This window comes from Acidovorax sp. A79 (assembly GCF_041154505.1).
Taxonomy (GTDB): Bacteria; Pseudomonadota; Gammaproteobacteria; order Burkholderiales; family Burkholderiaceae_C; genus Acidovorax.
Window position 1 is genome coordinate 5,421,946 of the sequence record NZ_AP028672.1, and the last position, 16,817, is coordinate 5,438,762.

Annotated in this window: 16 protein-coding genes; 8 read left to right on the top strand and 8 right to left on the bottom strand. The window is 68.5% G+C overall.

The genetic code is table 11. The features are described from left to right. Positions 1 to 21 precede the first annotated feature (21 nt). Positions 22 to 321, top strand: a complete 300-nt coding sequence (locus ACAM51_RS25045; protein WP_369642224.1) for a hypothetical protein — start codon at positions 22 to 24, stop codon at positions 319 to 321. A 128-nt stretch (positions 322 to 449) separates the two neighbouring features. Here ACAM51_RS25045 and ACAM51_RS25050 read toward each other — a convergent pair whose 3' ends face one another. The 3 genes from ACAM51_RS25050 to mfd all read right to left on the bottom strand — a co-directional run bounded on the left by ACAM51_RS25050 (position 450) and on the right by mfd (position 5,865). After that, on the bottom strand, positions 450 to 1,430 hold the full coding sequence (locus ACAM51_RS25050) for a Bug family tripartite tricarboxylate transporter substrate binding protein (RefSeq protein WP_369642225.1): 981 nt from the start codon (positions 1,428 to 1,430) through the stop codon (positions 450 to 452). Positions 1,431 to 1,632: 202 nt separating this feature from the next. Beyond that, on the bottom strand, positions 1,633 to 2,310 hold the full coding sequence (locus ACAM51_RS25055; RefSeq protein WP_369642226.1) for a hypothetical protein: 678 nt from the start codon (positions 2,308 to 2,310) through the stop codon (positions 1,633 to 1,635). An 81-nt stretch (positions 2,311 to 2,391) separates the two neighbouring features. Then, positions 2,392 to 5,865 (bottom strand): transcription-repair coupling factor, encoded by a 3,474-nt coding sequence (gene mfd, locus ACAM51_RS25060; RefSeq protein WP_369642227.1) that lies wholly within the window; start codon positions 5,863 to 5,865, stop codon positions 2,392 to 2,394. 96 nt (positions 5,866 to 5,961) lie between these two features. Here mfd and ACAM51_RS25065 point away from each other — a divergent pair, with 96 nt between their 5' ends. Together ACAM51_RS25065 and ispF are read left to right on the top strand one after the other, a co-directional pair. Continuing rightward, positions 5,962 to 6,867, top strand: coding sequence for a 2-C-methyl-D-erythritol 4-phosphate cytidylyltransferase (locus tag ACAM51_RS25065; protein WP_369642228.1), 906 nt, complete (start codon positions 5,962 to 5,964; stop codon positions 6,865 to 6,867). 61 nt (positions 6,868 to 6,928) lie between these two features. Continuing rightward, entirely contained in the window at positions 6,929 to 7,408 is a 480-nt protein-coding gene (ispF, locus tag ACAM51_RS25070; protein WP_218294211.1) for a 2-C-methyl-D-erythritol 2,4-cyclodiphosphate synthase, read from the top strand. 37 nt (positions 7,409 to 7,445) lie between these two features. On the opposite strand, the gene ACAM51_RS25075 is transcribed toward ispF, so the two are convergent. After that, complete coding sequence (locus ACAM51_RS25075) at positions 7,446 to 8,483, bottom strand: LacI family DNA-binding transcriptional regulator (RefSeq protein WP_369642229.1); 1,038 nt, start codon at positions 8,481 to 8,483, stop codon at positions 7,446 to 7,448. Between the two features lie 374 nt (positions 8,484 to 8,857). Between ACAM51_RS25075 and ACAM51_RS25080 the strand changes: the two genes are divergently transcribed. Both ACAM51_RS25080 and ACAM51_RS25085 read left to right on the top strand, forming a co-directional pair. Beyond that, positions 8,858 to 9,619 carry a nitroreductase gene (locus ACAM51_RS25080; RefSeq protein WP_369642230.1) on the top strand — a complete coding sequence of 254 codons (762 nt, stop codon included), beginning with the start codon at positions 8,858 to 8,860 and terminating at the stop codon, positions 9,617 to 9,619. Positions 9,620 to 9,641: 22 nt separating this feature from the next. Next, on the top strand, positions 9,642 to 11,330 hold the full coding sequence (locus tag ACAM51_RS25085; protein WP_369642231.1) for an acyl-CoA synthetase: 1,689 nt from the start codon (positions 9,642 to 9,644) through the stop codon (positions 11,328 to 11,330). Between the two features lie 4 nt (positions 11,331 to 11,334). Here ACAM51_RS25085 and ACAM51_RS25090 read toward each other — a convergent pair whose 3' ends face one another. The 4 genes from ACAM51_RS25090 to ACAM51_RS25105 form a co-directional block, all read right to left on the bottom strand. Continuing rightward, complete coding sequence (locus ACAM51_RS25090; RefSeq protein ID WP_369642232.1) at positions 11,335 to 12,021, bottom strand: Crp/Fnr family transcriptional regulator; 687 nt, start codon at positions 12,019 to 12,021, stop codon at positions 11,335 to 11,337. Positions 12,022 to 12,094: 73 nt separating this feature from the next. Beyond that, positions 12,095 to 12,853 (bottom strand): Crp/Fnr family transcriptional regulator, encoded by a 759-nt coding sequence (locus ACAM51_RS25095; protein ID WP_218294216.1) that lies wholly within the window; start codon positions 12,851 to 12,853, stop codon positions 12,095 to 12,097. Between the two features lie 38 nt (positions 12,854 to 12,891). Beyond that, positions 12,892 to 13,725 carry an amidohydrolase family protein gene (locus ACAM51_RS25100; RefSeq protein ID WP_369642233.1) on the bottom strand — a complete coding sequence of 278 codons (834 nt, stop codon included), beginning with the start codon at positions 13,723 to 13,725 and terminating at the stop codon, positions 12,892 to 12,894. Then, the gene (locus ACAM51_RS25105) at positions 13,718 to 14,449 is read right to left on the bottom strand and encodes an NAD(P)H-dependent oxidoreductase (protein WP_369642234.1); all 732 of its coding nucleotides are present in this window, start codon (positions 14,447 to 14,449) and stop codon (positions 13,718 to 13,720) included. Before ACAM51_RS25105 ends, ACAM51_RS25100 begins: the two co-directional genes overlap by 8 nt. A 150-nt stretch (positions 14,450 to 14,599) precedes the next feature. Between ACAM51_RS25105 and ACAM51_RS25110 the strand changes: the two genes are divergently transcribed. The 3 genes from ACAM51_RS25110 to ACAM51_RS25120 are packed head-to-tail and all read left to right on the top strand — an operon-like array spanning position 14,600 to position 16,702. After that, on the top strand, positions 14,600 to 15,373 hold the full coding sequence (locus ACAM51_RS25110; RefSeq protein WP_369642235.1) for an enoyl-CoA hydratase/isomerase family protein: 774 nt from the start codon (positions 14,600 to 14,602) through the stop codon (positions 15,371 to 15,373). 15 nt (positions 15,374 to 15,388) lie between these two features. Continuing rightward, positions 15,389 to 16,069 (top strand): glutathione S-transferase N-terminal domain-containing protein, encoded by a 681-nt coding sequence (locus tag ACAM51_RS25115; protein ID WP_369642236.1) that lies wholly within the window; start codon positions 15,389 to 15,391, stop codon positions 16,067 to 16,069. Positions 16,070 to 16,075: 6 nt separating this feature from the next. Beyond that, positions 16,076 to 16,702, top strand: a complete 627-nt coding sequence (locus ACAM51_RS25120; protein WP_369642237.1) for a DsbA family protein — start codon at positions 16,076 to 16,078, stop codon at positions 16,700 to 16,702. The last annotated feature ends 115 nt before the right edge of the window (positions 16,703 to 16,817 follow it).

A 16,817-nucleotide genomic window follows, 5' to 3' on the forward strand; every position in this document is an offset into this window, starting at 1 on the left:
CTGCAAGCACGGAGCATTCCGATGTTCAGTTTCCTGGTCGATATTGTTGTTGGCTTTTTCGAGTTCGTGGTCGATGTGCTGCTGTTCCGGTCCCAGCGCGACAGGCGCGGAAGCCGGGAGCGCGGCGTGGCCGAGGACACGCTGGCGGTGGCGCACTTCGACTTCGTGACGCTGGTGCTGATCTCGCTGGTGAGTGCGGGCCTGATGCTGCTGCTGGCCTTCGCAGTCGGTGTCCCGGTGGGCTGGAGCGTGGCCATCGGCCTGGCCGTGGGCGTGGCCTGGGGGCTGTGGCGCTATGCCCGGTTGCTGCGCGAGCCCTGACCGCCCCACCGCGCTGACCGGGTTGCCGAAGCCCGGCAGGCCCGCAGAGTGCCAGATCCATGGGAGTGGGTAGATTCTTCGGGGATGGTGCAGGCCTTTCGGGGCGGGAGGTCCGCCAGGGCGGCGGCCTACTGCGGGACCAGCCCCGCCGCCTTCACCAGCTCGGCATGGACCTTGATCTCCTGCGTGATCGCGTCCTTGAGCTGCTGGCCGGTGCCCGGCGCCACTTCCATGCCGCTGGCGGCGAGCTTGGCCTTGGTGTCAGGGTCGGCCAGGGCGGCGTGGGCGGCGCGCTGCAGCCGGTCGATGACGGGCTGGGGCGTCTTGGCCGGTGCCAGCAGGCCCACCCAGGCCGAGAGGTTCATCTCCGGCGCGCCCGCTTCGGCCATGGTGGGCGTCTGCGGCAGGGTGGCGGTGCGCTGCGAAGCCATCAGGCCCAGCGCATGCAGCTTGCCCGACTGGATGTGCGGCAGCGCCTCGGGCAGCACGGCGAACAGCATGTCCACCGTGCCGGCCAGGGCATCGTTGATGGCCGGGGCGCCGCCCTTGTAGGGCACGTGCAGCAGGTCGGTTTTGGTGCGGGTGGTGAACATCAGCCCCGCCAGGTGCTGCGGGCTGCCGTCGCCCGACGAGGCGTAGGTCAGCTTGCCCGGCGCGGCCTTGGCGGCGGCCAGCACGGCGGCCACGGTGGGGAATTTCTGCTTGTCCTTGACCACCAGCACCATGGGCTGGTTCACGAACTTGGTGACGGGCACGAAGTCGGCTTCGGGGTCGTAGGGCAGGGTCTTGAAGATGCTCTTGTTGGTGGTGAGGAAGGACGCCGGCGAGACCATCAGCGTGTAGCCATCGGGCGCGGCGCGCGAGACCAGCGGCGTGCCGATCTGCCCGGATGCGCCGGCCTTGTTGTCCACCACGAAGGGCTGGCCCAGCTCGGCCGCCATCTTCTGCGTGACCACGCGCGCGATCATGTCGGCGCTGCCGCCCGCGGGAAGCGCCACGATGACCTTGATGGGGCGGTCGGGGTAGGTGCCCTGGGCCCAGGCAGAGGCTGCGCAATACAGCGAAAGAACGGTACAGGCCAGGGCCGGGGCAAGACGTCGAAATTGCATGGAACAGCTCCCAAGGGTGGACGGACAGCACGCCAGGCGAGCCCCCGCGGGCGCGGATGGGCATCGCCTTTTCGCAGGTATACCGCGTGTTCCGTTCTCAAGCAATTCCTGCACCAGACCTCCCAGCACGCCAGGAAGAGGCCCCTCGAAGCGCACGTTTGCTCTTTTTTTGATAGCTGCTTGCGCTGAATGAAAAAGCGTTTCAGCCCTTTTTCTGATGCAGGTACAGATCGTCCGACCAGGTGGCCAGCCATTCGGGCTTGAACGCCACGAACACCGCGCACAGCATGCCGGTGACCACCGCGTCGCCCCAGGCCATCAGCCAGCGCGCCACGAGCGAGAGCTGGTCGCCCACACCGGGCAGCGTGTGGCCGCTCCATTGCGACAGGGTGCCCGCCACGAACAGGCACAGCGCAGTGCCCAGAAACCCCCGGCCCAGCACATAGACGAAGGCGCGCACGCCCGCGAGCGATCGGGCCCCCGCCAGGCGGCGCAGCGCCACGCCCAGCAGCAGCGCCAGCGTGGCGGGCACCACGCCCTGCCACACGGCGATGCCCAGCGCATCCCATCCGCCCAGGCCGGGCGAGACCCACGCAGCGATGGCGCCCACCGCCAGCAGCGTCGGCACGGCCAGCGGCCAACCCAGCATGAGCAGCACCAGGCACGCGCCCGACCACTGCAGTTGCAGCGGCATCTGGTGCAGCGTGGGCAGGGCCCAGACCCAGGGCAGCAGGACGAGCGTGGCCAGCAGCGGCGTCCACAGCGGGGCGGGGGCGCCGTGCCCTGCCTCATGCGCCAGGGGCTTTCGGCTGGCCAGCAGCCGCCAGGGCCGGGCGGCCAGCGCGGCAACCAGGGCGATCAGGGCCAGGGCGGCGTCCATTTCTAAATTACTATTGTTTTGATAGCTTCTGGCGCTTGATGGATAAGCGCTGGAGGCCCATTCGAATCATGTCTGCACGCGCTAGGCCACCACCGGCTGCCCCAGCGAGCGCAGGATGTCCCGCACCATCTGCGCGCGGTCCTTGGGGTCCTTCAGCTCGCGCTCGATGCGCAGCTTCTCGTTGCCCGCCAGCTTGATGTGCTTGTTCTTCTGGATCAGCTCGATGATGCGCATCGGGTCGATGGGCGGCTGGGGCTTGAAGGTGATGTGGATCACACCCGGGGCGGCATCGACCTTCACCACGCCGTAGGGCTGGCTCAGCACGCGCAGGCGGTGCACGTCGATCAGGGTCTGGGCCTGCGGCGGCAGCTTGCCGAAGCGGTCCACGATCTCTTCGAGCAGGCCGTCGATCTGGTCGGGGTTCTTGGCGGTGGCCAGCTTCTTGTAGAACGACAGGCGCAGGTGCACGTCGCCGCAGTAGTCGTCGGGCAGCAGGGCGGGGGCGTGCAGGTTGATGTCGGTGGTCACGCTCAGCGGGCTGAGCAGGTCCGGCTCCTTGCCGGCCTTGAGCGCCTTGACGGCTTCGTTCAGCATCTCGTTGTACAGCTGGAAACCCACCTCCAGCATGTTGCCGCTCTGGTTCTCGCCCAGCACCTCGCCCGCGCCGCGGATCTCCAGGTCGTGCATGGCCAGGTAGAAGCCGCTGCCCAGTTCCTCCATCTGCTGGATGGCGTCCAGGCGCTGCGCGGCGTGCTTGGTCAGGCCCTCGGTGTCGGGCACCATGAGGTAGGCATACGCCTGGTGGTGGCTGCGGCCCACGCGGCCGCGCAGCTGGTGCAGCTGCGCCAGGCCGAACTTGTCGGCGCGGCTCATGATGATGGTGTTGGCCGTGGGGACGTCGATCCCGGTCTCGATGATGGTCGAGCACAAGAGGATGTTGTAGCGCTGGGCCACGAAGTCGCGCATGACGCGTTCGAGCTCGCGCTCGGGCATCTGGCCGTGGGCCACGGCGATGCGTGCCTCGGGCAGTATCTCTTCGAGCTTCTGGCGCCGGTTCTCGATGGTCTCCACCTCGTTGTGCAGGAAGTAGACCTGCCCGCCGCGCTTGAGTTCGCGCAGCACCGCCTCGCGGATCACGCCCGTGCCCTCGTTGCGCACGAAGGTCTTGATCGCCAGACGCCGCTGCGGCGCGGTGGCGATGACCGACAGGTCGCGCAGGCCTTCGAGCGCCATGCCCAGCGTGCGCGGGATGGGCGTGGCTGTCAGCGTCAGCACGTCCACCTCGGCGCGCAGGGCCTTCATCTGCTCCTTGTGGCGCACGCCGAAACGGTGTTCCTCGTCGATGATCAACAGGCCCAGGTTGTGGAACTTGGTGGATTCGGAGAGCAGCTTGTGCGTGCCCACCACGATGTCCACCGTGCCATCGCCGATGCCTTTGATGGCGGCAGTGATCTCCTTGCCCGAGCGAAAGCGCGACACCTCGGCCACCTTCACCGGCCATTTGCTGAAGCGGTCCACCAGCGTCTGGTAGTGCTGCTCGGCCAGCAGCGTGGTGGGCGCCAGAAAGGCCACCTGCTTGCCGCCCGTGACGGCCACGAAGGCTGCGCGCAGGGCCACCTCGGTCTTGCCAAAGCCCACGTCGCCGCAGACCAGGCGGTCCATGGGGCGGGGGCTGATCATGTCCTGGATCACCGCGTGGATGGCGGCGTTCTGGTCGGCCGTCTCCTCGAAGCCGAAGTCGTTGGCAAAGGTCTCGTAGTCCTGCGGGCTGTAGCGGAAGGCATGGCCCTCGCGCGCGGCGCGGCGGGCGTAGATGTTGAGCAGCTCGGCCGCGCTGTCGCGCACCTGCTCGGCGGCCTTACGCTTGGCCTTTTCCCATTGGCCGCTGCCCAGCTTGTGCAGCGGCGCCTCGTCGGCACTCACGCCGGTGTAGCGGCTGATCAGCTGCAGCTGGCTCACGGGCACGTAGAGCACGGCCTTGTCGGCGTATTCGAGGTGCAGGAACTCCTGCATGGCGGGCGTGCCGTCGGGGTTCTTGTTGCCCACGTCCATGTTGACCAGGCCGCGGTAGCGGCCGATGCCGTGCGCGCTGTGCACCACGGGGTCGCCCACGTTGAGCTCGGCCAGGTCCTTGATCAGCGCCTCGACGTCGCTCACCTGCTCCTGCTTCTTGCGCCGGCGCGTGGTGGGGCCGGCGGCAAACAGCTCGGTCTCGGTGACGAAGTCGATGCCGTCCTCGACCCAGCTGAAGCCCACCGTGAGGCCGGCGGTGGCGATGCCCACCTTTTCGTCGGCCGTGCCCTGGAACTCGGCCAGCGAGTCGAAGGCCGGAGGGTTCACGCCGCTGGCGCGCAGAAAGTCGAGCAGGCTCTCGCGCCGGCCGGCGCTTTCGGCCAGCAGCAGCACGCGGTGCTGGGTGTTGCGGATGTGGGCGTGCAGGCGGGCCAGCGGGTCCTCGGCCCCGCGCACCACCGACAGGTCGCCGAGCTTGTGGAAATGCGGGTTGTCATCCACGTCCTCCACGCCGGGGCGGATGGACAGCTGCGCATGCTCCTTGGCGCGCGTGTAGAACTGGTCGGCCGAGAGGAACAGCGCCTCGGGCGGCAAGGTCGGGCGCTCGGGGTCGCCCTGCACCAGGCGAAAGCGGTCTTTCGTGTCCTGCCAGAAGCGCTGGAAGGCGGGCTCCAGGTCGCCGTGCAGCACTACGGTGGCTTCGCCGCCCAGGTAGTCGAACACCGTGGCCGTCTCGTCGAAGAACAGTGGCAGGTAGTACTCGATACCGGCCGTGGCCACGCCGGCGCCCATGTCCTTGTAGATGCGGCTCTTGGTCGGGTCGCCCTCGAGCATCTCGCGCCAGCGGCTGCGGAATTTGGCACGCGCATCGTCGTCCATGGGGAACTCGCGGCCTGGCAGCAGGCGCACCTCGGGCACGGGGTACAGGCTGCGCTGGCTGTCGGGGTCGAAGGTGCGGATGCTGTCGATCTCGTTGTCGAACAAATCGACCCGGAAGGGCACCAGCGAGCCCATGGGGAACAGGTCGATCAGCCCGCCGCGCACCGCGTACTCGCCCGGACTCACCACCTGCGAGACATGGCTGTAGCCGGCCAGCGTGAGCTGGGCCTTGAATTTGGCCTCGTCGAGCTTTTGCTTGACCTTGAAGTGGAAGGTGTAGCCCGCCAGGAAGGACGGCGGCGCCAGCCGGTACAGCGCCGTGGTGGCGGGCACCAGCACCACGTCGGCGCCGGTGTCCTTGTCCTTCTGGCTGATGCGCCACAGCGTGGCCAGGCGCTCGCTGATCAGGTCCTGGTGCGGAGAGAAGGTGTCATACGGCAGCGTCTCCCAGTCAGGGAACAGCGCGCAGCGCAGCGTGGGCGCGAAGAACGCCATTTCCTCGATGAGGCGCTGCGCATCGGTGGCATCGGCCGTGACGATGGCGGTGGTGCGGCCGGCGGCCTTGTCGCGCTCGGCCAGGCGGGCCAGCAGCAGCGAATCGGCGCTGCCCACGGGGCGGGGCAGGGTGAAGCGTTTTCCGGGGGAGAGTTTGGGCAGTTCCATGCGCGCTGTGTCGTCTGGGCCCACGGCATCCCCTGGCGCACAAAACGCACGCAGGCCGCACGGGTGGGCAACCGGAGATTCTAGAATGGGCGGGCCATGACTGCTGTGCTGTTGCCAACACCCCTCGTTCCCTTGTCCGCCCACGGACGTTTCTGGGCGCTGGTGCCCTGCGCGGGAACGGGGTCGCGCGCCGTGGCGGCCCCGCCTGCGGCAATGGTGCCGGCCCCGGGCCTGTCTGCCGGGTCCACGCTGGGGGTCTTTTCCGCGTCCGAGGCGGCGGCACCACCCGTCGCTGCGTTGCCCAAGCAATACCACCTGGTGGCGGGGCATCCCATGGTGCTGCACACGCTGGCGGCCTTTGCCGGGGTGGGCCGGCTGCTGGGCACGCTGGTGGCCGTGGCGCCGGGCGACCGTTTCCTGGATGCGCATGCGCACCCGGCGTACTTCGCGGTCGAATGCGGCGGCCCCACGCGCGCCGATACGGTGCTGGGCGGCCTGCGGGTGCTGCTCGCGCGGGGCGCGCAGCGGGATGACTGGGTGCTGGTGCACGATGCGGCGCGCTGCCTGGTCACCACGGCGCAGATCGACCACCTGATCGATGTGTGCGCGCAGGACAGCGTGGGCGGCCTGCTCGCACACCAGCTGGCCGACACGCTCAAGACCTCGATCGACGGCCCCGGGGGCGTGCGCGTGGCCTCCACCGTGGACCGCAGCAACAAGTGGCTGGCGCAGACGCCGCAGATGTTCCGCATAGGCCCCCTGATGGACGCGCTCGACAAGGTGGGATCGAACGTGACCGACGAGGCCAGCGCCATGGAAGCCATGGGCCTGCACCCGCGCCTGGTGCCCGGCGGCGCGCAGAACTTCAAGGTCACCTACCCCGACGATTTCGCGCTGGCCGAGGCCGTGCTGGCGCAGCGCGGCCATGGCACCACGCTGGCCCGCTTTGGTGGCGAACGCGGGCAGGGGGCGACCGAGACGGGGCGCAAGACGATTTTCTGAGCCTGCCCGCGCAAGGGCAGGACGACCATGAGCCCCTGGCGGGCAGAAGGCGAACGAACAGATGAACTTCAGGATTGGAGAAGGCTGGGATGTGCACGCACTGGTGCCCGGGCGGCCGCTGGTGATTGGCGGGGTGACCATCGAGCACACCCTGGGCCTGCTGGGCCATTCCGATGCCGACGTGCTGCTGCACGCCATTACCGATGCGATCCTGGGGGCCGCGGGCCTGGGGGACATCGGCCGCCATTTTCCCGATACCGATGCGCAGTTCCGGGGCGCCGATTCGGCCGTGCTGCTGGCCGAGGCCGCGCGCCGCGTGCGCGCCGCGGGCTACGCCATCGGCAATGTGGACAGCACGGTGGTGGCCCAGGCGCCTCGCCTGGCGGCCCACATTCCCGGCATGTGCCAGTGCATTGCGAAGGCCCTGGGGGTCGACCCCGGCCAGGTCAACGTGAAAGCCAAGACCGCCGAGCGCCTGGGGCCCGTGGGGCAAGGCCTGGCGATGGAGGCACGGGCCACCGCCCTGATTTTCAAGGCCTGACCCTCTGCGGCGGCAGCGCGTCCTGGGGCGCGCTTCGTCAGGCGCTTTCGCGCCCGATGATCGCGAAGCCGATGTCCACCACCGGTTCGGCCACGGGGCGGCCCTCGGCGCGGTCGGCGATCAGTCGGGCAGCCGTCTGGCCCATGCGCGTGCCGTCGATGCGCACGGTGGAGAGGCTGGGGCTCACGGTCTGCGCGAAATCGATGTCGCCAAAACCCATCACGGCCAGTTGTTCCGGCACGGACATGCCGCGCACGCGGGCTTCGGTCAGCACGCCCAGGGCCAGCATGTCGGAGCTGCAGAACACGGCGTCGATGTCGGGGTGCCCGGCGAGCAGCGCGGCCAGGCCGTCGCGCCCATCGGCATGCGTGGTGGGTGACTTGCCCAGACGCACGGCAGGCGCGCGCAGGCCCAGGCGCTCGGCAGCGGCTTCGAAGCCCCGTGCGCGGCGTGCGGCGCGCTCGTCGCCGCCACTGAGCAGTGCCAGGCGGCGCCGGCCTCTGGAGTACAGATGCTCGCACACGGCAGCGCCCAGCTGTTCGTGCCGCAGCCCCACCAGCATGTCGATGGGCGTGGAGGTGAAATCCCAGGTCTCCACGATGGGGATGCCCGATGCCATGAGCATGCGGCGCCCTTCGGGCGAATGCATGATGCCGGTGACCACGATGCCGTCCGGGCGCCGGCCGACGATGGCGCGGAGCAGCTCGTCCTCGCGCGAGTGTGCATAGCCGACCTGGCCCACCATCACCTGGAACCCTCGCAGCTCCAGCGCATCGGTGAGCGCCTGCACCATCTCGCCGAACAGCGGCCCCGTGAGCGTGGGCACCAGCGCGGTGACCACATGGCTGCGCGCCGATCGCAGTCCCCCGGCGACCAGGTTGGGCACGTAGCCCATGCTGGAGACGGCCTCCTGTACGCGCACCCGCGTCGCCTCCGACACCTGGTGCGGTGTGTTGATGGCGCGCGAGACGGTGATCATCGAGACCCCGGCCCGCTCGGCCACCTCGCGCAGCGTGACCGAAGGACGGTCGCGGGTGGCGGGCGCAAGGGAGGGGGAGGGCGGGGAGGCTGGCATGCGGGGAAGTCTATAAGAACCTGCTCAGTCTCCTTGGGGAGTCGCACAAGTGCTTTGCCGGGATGGGATGCCAGGCGCGGTGCGCAGCCGACGGCCCGTGTTATCGGCAAGCGCCGCAACGCCGCAGACCGCCCGGCAAGGCTGTTGCCCTTCTGTTTGGAGTGAAATCGGGCGATTGGACGCCCAGGCTGCCTGCATGGACATGAGCCCACGCGGCGCACCCGACGCGCCCACTCATCCCGATTGCCCTCCGATGCGACCTCCAAAAAGAGACTGAGCCGGTTCTGAGACCCGTCGCGGCGGATGGCAGGCGGAGGCGGCCAAATGTCATTGCATCGACAGTCACGGACGGCGTCCATGCCTAGCATGCCGCCATGACCTGTTCGCCCCTATGCACATCCCCAGCCGCGCCAGCGGCAAGCCGGGTTTCCGCCGCCCCCACCTCCCTACCAGAGCTGCGGCAGGCGGTGGACTGGGCCATCGTCTCGCGGCGCAGCATCCGCGCATTCCTGCCCACGCCGGTCTCCCGCGAAGAGGTGCATTCCATCCTCGACGTGGCGCGCCATGCGGCCTCGGGCATGAACACGCAGCCCTGGCGCGTGCACGTGCTCACGGGGGCCGCGAAGGGGCGGCTGAGCACCGCCATCGCCGCCGTGGACAACGATGAGGATGAGGCTGCGACCCTCACCGAGCCCTACCACTACTACCCGCTCGAATGGGTATCGCCCTATGTCAACCGGCGCCGCAAGGTGGGATGGGACCTGTATGGCCTGCTCGGCATCGCCCGGGGCGACAAGGCGCGCATGCACGCCCAGCACGGCCGCAACTACCGCTTCTTCGATGCGCCCGTGGGGCTGATCTTCACGGTGAACCGGGTGATGCAGGCCGGCAGCCTGATGGACTACGGCATGTTCCTGCAGAGCGTGATGGTGGCGGCCCGCGCGCGCGGGCTCGACACCTGCCCGCAGGTGGCGTTCACCAGGTTCCACCGGGTCATTGCCGCCGAGCTGGGCATCCCCGATACCGAGATGGTGGTCTGCGGCATGAGCCTGGGCCACGCCGACCCGGCGGGCATCGAGAACACGCTGGTGACGGAGCGCGAGAGCGTCGAGTCGTTCACCACCTACCACCCATGAACGCGCAAAACAGGAGACCAGCATGAGCCAAGCAGCCCACCACAGCCCCTACCAGCACGGCCTGGAACGCACCCCCGCCAACCACCTGCCGCTCACGCCGCTGGGCTTTCTGGACCGCAGCGCGCAGGTGCATCCCGAAGGCATCGCCGTGGTGCATGGCGGCACCACGCAGACCTGGGCGCAGACGCGCGAGCGCGCCTACCGCTTGGCCAGCGCACTGGCACAACGCGGCGTGCAGCGCGGCGACACCGTGGCCATCCTGGCGCCCAACACGCCCGCGATGCTGGAGGCGCACCTGGGCATCCCCCTGTGCGGTGCGGTCATCAACGCCGTCAACTGCCGGCTCGACGCCGAGGCCATCCGCTTCATCCTGCGCCACGGCGAGGCGCGCGTGCTGCTGGTGGACAGCGAATTTTCGGCGCTAGCGGCCCAGGCCGTCGAGGGCCTGGCGCAGCCGCCGCTGGTGATCACCATCCACGATGCGGGCCTGCCCGCGCAGCCGGCCCTGGGCGAGCTCGACTACGAAGCCCTGCTGGCCGAGGGTGATCCGGCCTTCGAAGGCCTGTGGCCCGAGGACGAGTGGGACCCGATCGCACTGAACTACACCTCGGGCACCACCGGCGACCCCAAGGGCGTGGTGCCCAGCCACCGCGGGGCCTACCTCATGAGCCTGTTGCAAATGACCGACTGGGCGATGCCGCGCCGCCCGGTGTATCTGTGGACGCTGCCCATGTTCCACGCCAACGGCTGGTGCTTCACCTGGGCCGTCACGGCCGCGGCGGGCACGCATGTGTGCCTGCGCAAGGTCACGGCCAAGGCCATCTTCGAGGCCATTGCCGAGCACGGTGTGGACCATTTCTGTGCCGCGCCCACCGTGCTGGCCATGCTGGCGAATGCACCGGCGCACGAGCGCATCGCGCTGCCGCGCCCGGTGCGCGTGCTCACGGCGGGCTCGCCGCCGCCCGCCGCCATCCTGCAGGCCATCGCCGCGATGGGCTTCGACGTGGACCATGTGTACGGCATCACCGAAGTCTCGGGCACGCCGGTGAGCTGCGTGCGCCAGCCCGGGTGGGCGGCCCTGCCCGAAGCCGGGCGTGCCCGGCTGCAGGCGCGGCAGGGTGTGCGCGCCGCGGCGCTGGAGCACCTGCGCGTGCTCGACCCCGACACGCTGGAGCCCGTGCCGGCCGATGGCGTGACGGCTGGCGAAATCATGCTGCGCGGCAATACTGTGATGAAGGGCTACCTCAAGAACCCCGGCGCCACGGCCAAGGCCTTTGCCGGCGGCTGGTTCCACACCGGCGACATCGCGGTGCTGCACCCCGACGGCTATGTGCAGATCACCGACCGCTCCAAGGACGTGATCATCTCGGGCGGCGAGAACATCTCCTCGGTGGAGGTGGAAGACGTGCTGCACCGCCACCCCGCCGTGCTGCTGGCCGCCGTGGTGGCCCAGCCCGACGAACGCTGGGGCGAGGTGCCCTGCGCCTTCGTGGAGCTCAAGCCCGATGCCGCAGGCAGCGTCAGTGCCGAGGAGCTGATCGAGTTCTGCCGCAGCCATCTGGCGCGCTTCAAGTGCCCGCGCCAGGTCGTGTTCGAGGTCTTGCCCAAGACCGCCACCGGCAAGATCCAGAAGTTCCGCCTGCGCGAGATCGCGGGCAGCCGCGAGGCCATCACCAAGCTGGCACAGATTCAGGCAGAGCCCGCAGGCTGAGCGTTCAGCCTTCGCGGGCAATCGACTGCAGCACCTGCAGGTCGATCACCTCGATCGAGCCATAGCCCAGGCGGATCGCACCCCGGTCCTGCAGTTCCTGCAATGCCCGGTTGGCCACCTGGCGCGACACGCCGGACAGGCGCCCCAGTTCCTCCTGCGACAGCGTGATGCGCCGCGCGGTGTTGGGGAACAGCGCGTCGTTGAACAGGCCGGACAGGCTGTAGGCCACCTGCGCCGTGGTGTCGCCCAGCCGGTCGGTCTGCACCTGCGCCACGTAGTGCGCCAGGCGCGCGTTGAGCTGCCCGATCAGCCACAGCGCAAAAGGGTGGCTCTCTTGCAGCAGCCGCAGGAACTCGCTGCGCGGCAGCAGGGCCACCACGCTGTCGGTCAGCGCCGTCACGGCGTAGGGACGGGGCTCGTCCTTGAGCACCGAGCCCTCGCCAAACCAGGCGCCCGAGGGCACGCCCGCGAAAGTGCTGGTGCGGCCTTCGGCGGTGATGTTGTCCAGCTTGAGCATGCCTTCCATCACCCCGGCCCAATGCGCGGTGGGCGTGCCCTTCGAGAACACCGCGCCGCCCGCAGGGTAGCTGCGCACCGTGATCGCCCGGCGCACGCGCGCGGCCTCCTCGGCGGTGAGGGCGGACATCCAGGGCGACTGGGCAAGGAAGAGGTCGAGGGGATCTGCGGTCATGGTGGCGTGGAAACAGGCACCGCCGGATTCTGCGGGAGATCACGCTCCGCGCCAATGGGGCCGGCCCGAAGGTTCAGGCGATGCCCGTCACATGGTCGCGCAGCAGCGGCACATGCACGATCAGCGAGCCCTTGTTGGGCTCGATGCGCACGATGCCCCGGGGCTTGAACACGCTGAGCGCCACGTTCACCCGCTGGCGCGAGAGCCCGCAGATCAGGGCCAGTTCCTGCTGCGAGATCAGCAGCTCCTGCACCGCCTCGCCCTGGCTGTCGGCCAGCATCAGAAGGGCCCGGGCCACCCGCGTCTCGGGCCCGCGCAGGCGCGATGCCTCCAGCATGCCCACGAACACCCCCATGCGCGCGTTCATGATGTCGCAGATCACATGGTTGAACGCGATGGACGACTGGCGCAGCGTCTCGAAGGTCTCCACCGGCACCAGGCACAGGTGGGCCGGCGTGAGCGAGCGCAGGTCGTACTGGCGCAGTTCCTTCTTGAGCAGCGAGCCCTCGCCGCCCCATTCGCCCTCGCGCAAACAATACAGCGTGGTTTCGGCACCGTCCGACGCCACCACGTACATCTGCAGGAAGCCGCGCACCAGCCCGTACCAGTGGGTGCAGGGTTGCCCCCGGTGGGCCACCAGCTCGCCGGGGACGGTGATCCGCTCGCTCGCGGTGCGCAGGACCACGGCTTGCAACTCGGGCGACAGCACGCGGTACCAGGCCGACGACTCCAGGAAGTCCACCAGGCCGGTGCCTGCGGGGGCATGTGCTGCCCTTTTCCCGCGTGAGGGCACGGGCGTTTCAAGCGGGCTCGATGGGGTGCGAGAAGGCATGGCTTGAGTCCCTGGGTGGTCAGAGCTTGCAGTATCGGTCAGGGGGATAGCTTGAACGCGCGGCGCGCGTTGCCCGCCAGGTACAGGGCTCTCGTCTCTGCGTCCAGGCCCAGGGCATCGAGCCCAGCCAGGCATTCTGCCGGTGTGAGCATGGGGTAGTTGGTGCCGAACAGCACCTTGTGCCGGCCCGGGCCGCGCAGGTAGGCGACCAGTTCTGGCGGGAAGCGCGAGGCCTTGTAGGCCGATGTGTCCACATAGACGTTGGGATGTTTCATCATCAGCGAGACCATCTCGTTCACCCATGGGAAACCGATGTGTCCGCCCACGATGCGCAGGTCCGGGAATTCATGTGCCACGTGGTCCAGGTACGGCATCGGCCGGCCCGGCTCGGAAGGGCGCATGGGGCCTGCATGCCCGACCTGCAGGCAGAAGGTGACGTCCAGTTCCACGCATTCGGCATACAGTGGGTAGTAGCGGCGATCGTCGGGCGGCAGGCCCCAGAGCCAGGGCAGCACGCGCACGCCCTTGAAGCCGAACTGCCGCACGCAGCGGCGCAACTCGCGCACGGCGTCCATGGGCCGGTGGAGATCGACCGAGGCGATGCCCACCACCTGGCCGGGATGCGCCTGCGTGGCCGCTGCCACCTCGTCGTTGGTGATCATCGGCCCGGCAGGCCCCCACCAGGCGCTGGCCAGGACGCGCTGGACGCCCTGGGCGCGGAAGGTCGCCAGCGCTTCATCGTGCGTGATGCCGGGGTTTTCCTGCGCCAGGGAGCGCCAGTGGGTGGGCCAGCGGCGCAATGAATCGAACATGGAGTCCAGCAGGTAAGGCCGGTTCGGCAATTGCATCCAGGCATCGATGATTTCAGGCATTGGTGGTGCTCCCCGGCGTGGTGCTGGTTGGGTTGAAATGGTCGTCGAAGCCTTGCAGGCTGGGCATGGACAGCACAGGCCGGGTGCCCAGGGCCTGGAGTTCGTTCCACAGGCGCATGAGCATGCCGGCCCGCGTGGCATCGTCCACATAAGGCACGTGGTGCGCAAAGAAGGGTTCGTAGACGGAGAACCCCGCATACCCCAGCGTGCCCTGCAGCAGGTGGCGCATCATTCCAGTGAGCTCGCCGTGCAGGGCGCCGGTGCCGAACATGTGCTCGCGCCCGCCCAGGGCAGCCACCACCAGCGCATGTTTGCCCACCATGCCACCCCGGTCGTACACCCGCCGTCCCCCGTAGAACACGCCGGACAGGAACACCCGGTCTATCCAGCCCTTCATCTGCGCCGGCACCGAGAACCAGAACACCGGGAAGACGAGCACCAGCAGGTCTGCGTCTACCACTGCCCGGACCTCGTTCTCGATCTCGGGGGCGAGGCTGCCATGCTCCCACGCGTGCCGCTGCTCCAGCGGGTACACCAGGTGTCCGGGGCTTGCCCGTTCGCCGAAATCCGTGGCACTGGCCACGGCGCCAAAGCCCGCCGCATGCAGGTCGGTCGCGCTGGTTTGCCAGCCTGCGTTGGCCAATGCCGCCTGGGTGGTGTCGCGCATGGCCGCGACGAAAGAACGAGGTTCGGGGTGGGTATAGACGATGTGGGCACGCGGCATGGGGCTCGCTTTCAGGCTGGGTTCGTTGGCAGGTTTGTAGCCCGGAACCGCCGCGTGCGTTGTCGTTGCAAAGACAACATGGCCGAGCCCTTGTGGCTAGCATGAAGCTGGCAATCAGCAAGCTTTTGCAGACCCACGAAGGAGACACCCATGGCATGGCATATCGAGGCGGTGGACGGCTGCGCCGTCGTCCGCATGAACACCAACAAGGTCAACGTGCAGAACGCGCTTTTTTTTGCCGACCTGCACGATGCCTTCGACCGGCTCGAACGCGAGTTCTGTGAACTGCCGGTGGTGCTCACGGGGCAGGGCGACGCGTTCTCGGCCGGGATCGATTTCGACTACAGCTTCGGCATCTTCGGCAGCGGCAGCAAGGATGCCGTCCGCGAGTGGTACAAGGCCTACCGCGAGACCAATCTGCGGATCTTCGAGTACTCCCGGCCCACGGTAGCGGCGGTCAACGGCCATGCCATCGCGGGCGGGCTGATCACGGCGCTGGACTGCGACTTCCGCGTGGCGGCGCGCAAACCCGCCAAGTTCGGCCTGAACGAAGTGCCCATCGGCATCCCCATGCCGGCGGCCTACGTGGAGATCATCAAATACGCCCTGGGCGACCAGGTGGGCGCGCTCGCCACGCTGCGCGGCAAGCTCTACACACTGGAAGAGGCCGAGCGACTGGGTTTCTTCCACGAGGTGGTGGAGCCCGAGCAACTGCTGGCCACGGCCATCGGCTATGCGAAGTGCATCACGCCCGACTGCAACACCGCCTACGCGATGTCCAAGAAGGCGCTGCACGACAGCGTGATGCGCCAGATCGAGGAGCGCACCGTGGCCCTGGACGACTACCTGCCTGCCGGCATGGGCGACGCGGGCAACCGCCGTGCGCAGGACCGCCGCCGGCAAGAGATCATGCGCAAGCGTTGAAGCACAGGGGTATCCATGATCGACCTCTACAGCTGGCCCGCACCCAACGGGCACAAGGTGCACATCCTGGTGGAGGAGCTAGGCGTTCCCTACCGCCTGGTGCCCATCAATATCACCCAGGGCGACCAGCACCAGCCGGCCTACCGTGCCATCAACCCCAATGGCAAGATCCCGGCCATCGTCGACCATGCCCCGGCCGATGGGGGCGGGCCCTTCACGGTGTTCGAGACCGGCGCCATCCTGCTGTACCTGGCGGACAAGGCGCAGCGCTTCGTGCCCGCCGAACTGCGTGCACGAAGCGATGTGCTGCAGTGGCTTTTCTGGCAGGTGGGCGGGCTCGGGCCGATGATGGGGCAGGCGCAGCATTTCTTTCGCTATGCGCCAGAGCCGATTCCCTACGGCATCGGGCGCTACCAGAACGAGACGCGGCGGCTGCTCAAGGTACTCGATGAGCGGCTCGAAGGCCGCGAGTACATTGGCGGCGCCTATTCCCTCGCCGACATCGCCTGTTTTCCGTGGGTGCGCATCCACAAGATGACGGGCGTTGCGCTGGACGATTTTCCGCGCGTGCAGGCCTGGTATGGCCGTGTGCGCAGCCGGCCCGCCGTGGGGCGAGCGATGGACCTGTTGCGCGGGAGCTGGGTGGATGTGACCACGTCCAGCGACGCCAGGCACAACCTCTTCGAGCGCGGGTAACCGGGCATGCCGGACCACAGCAGCACGGCAGGCGTGGATGCCTTCATCGATCTGTGCAGCCCGTACTCGTACCTGGCGCTGCGGCAGGCGCGCGATCTGGAGCAGCGCAGCGGGCTGCGCTTCGACTGGTGGCCATACATCACGGACTTTCAATCGGCTTATGGCGGCGAGGTGAGCGAGCGCTCCCCGCGCGACGTGGCCAAGCTCAAGTACCTGTACATGGACTGCCGGCGCCTGGCTCAGCCGCAAGGCCTCACCATCCGCGCCACCACCAAGCTGTGGGACGCGACACTGGCCAGCCAGGCCCTGCTGTTCGCGCGGTCGCGGCAAAGGCTGTGGGAGTTCTGCGATCCGCTGCTGGCCGCGTTCTGGCGCCGCGAGTTCGACCTCGAGTCACCCGAGCAGGTGGAGTCGGCCCTGGTGGGTGCTGGGCTCAGCGCGGGCGACTGGCGCGGCTACCTGCAGCAATGCGCACAGAGTGACTTTGCGATGGCTGTGGGCAGGGCCGAAGCGCTGGGCGTGTTTGGCGCGCCATCGTTCGTCTGCCAGGGCGAGCTGTTCTGGGGCGGCGACCGCATGGAGTTGCTGGCACGGCGCCTGGAGGCCTTGCGCAACAGTGCAGATGCCAGTTGACGTGCGGCGAAACCAGCCAGAGGACGGGGTGGTGCGGTATGTGCAAGCAGGTGTGAGGGTGGTGGGGCTGGCCCGGCCCATGGTGCCAGAATGACCCATTGCCCAAGCACTACCG

Coding starts and splice junctions, on each gene's coding strand:
- ACAM51_RS25045 (WP_369642224.1), top strand. CDS start 22: ATGTTCAGTTTCCTGGTCGATATTGTTGTTGGCTTTTTCGAGTTCGTG.
- ACAM51_RS25050 (WP_369642225.1), bottom strand. CDS start 1,430: ATGCAATTTCGACGTCTTGCCCCGGCCCTGGCCTGTACCGTTCTTTCG.
- ACAM51_RS25055 (WP_369642226.1), bottom strand. CDS start 2,310: ATGGACGCCGCCCTGGCCCTGATCGCCCTGGTTGCCGCGCTGGCCGCC.
- mfd (WP_369642227.1), bottom strand. CDS start 5,865: ATGGAACTGCCCAAACTCTCCCCCGGAAAACGCTTCACCCTGCCCCGC.
- ACAM51_RS25065 (WP_369642228.1), top strand. CDS start 5,962: ATGACTGCTGTGCTGTTGCCAACACCCCTCGTTCCCTTGTCCGCCCAC.
- ispF (WP_218294211.1), top strand. CDS start 6,929: ATGAACTTCAGGATTGGAGAAGGCTGGGATGTGCACGCACTGGTGCCC.
- ACAM51_RS25075 (WP_369642229.1), bottom strand. CDS start 8,483: ATGCCAGCCTCCCCGCCCTCCCCCTCCCTTGCGCCCGCCACCCGCGAC.
- ACAM51_RS25080 (WP_369642230.1), top strand. CDS start 8,858: ATGACCTGTTCGCCCCTATGCACATCCCCAGCCGCGCCAGCGGCAAGC.
- ACAM51_RS25085 (WP_369642231.1), top strand. CDS start 9,642: ATGAGCCAAGCAGCCCACCACAGCCCCTACCAGCACGGCCTGGAACGC.
- ACAM51_RS25090 (WP_369642232.1), bottom strand. CDS start 12,021: ATGACCGCAGATCCCCTCGACCTCTTCCTTGCCCAGTCGCCCTGGATG.
- ACAM51_RS25095 (WP_218294216.1), bottom strand. CDS start 12,853: ATGCCTTCTCGCACCCCATCGAGCCCGCTTGAAACGCCCGTGCCCTCA.
- ACAM51_RS25100 (WP_369642233.1), bottom strand. CDS start 13,725: ATGCCTGAAATCATCGATGCCTGGATGCAATTGCCGAACCGGCCTTAC.
- ACAM51_RS25105 (WP_369642234.1), bottom strand. CDS start 14,449: ATGCCGCGTGCCCACATCGTCTATACCCACCCCGAACCTCGTTCTTTC.
- ACAM51_RS25110 (WP_369642235.1), top strand. CDS start 14,600: ATGGCATGGCATATCGAGGCGGTGGACGGCTGCGCCGTCGTCCGCATG.
- ACAM51_RS25115 (WP_369642236.1), top strand. CDS start 15,389: ATGATCGACCTCTACAGCTGGCCCGCACCCAACGGGCACAAGGTGCAC.
- ACAM51_RS25120 (WP_369642237.1), top strand. CDS start 16,076: ATGCCGGACCACAGCAGCACGGCAGGCGTGGATGCCTTCATCGATCTG.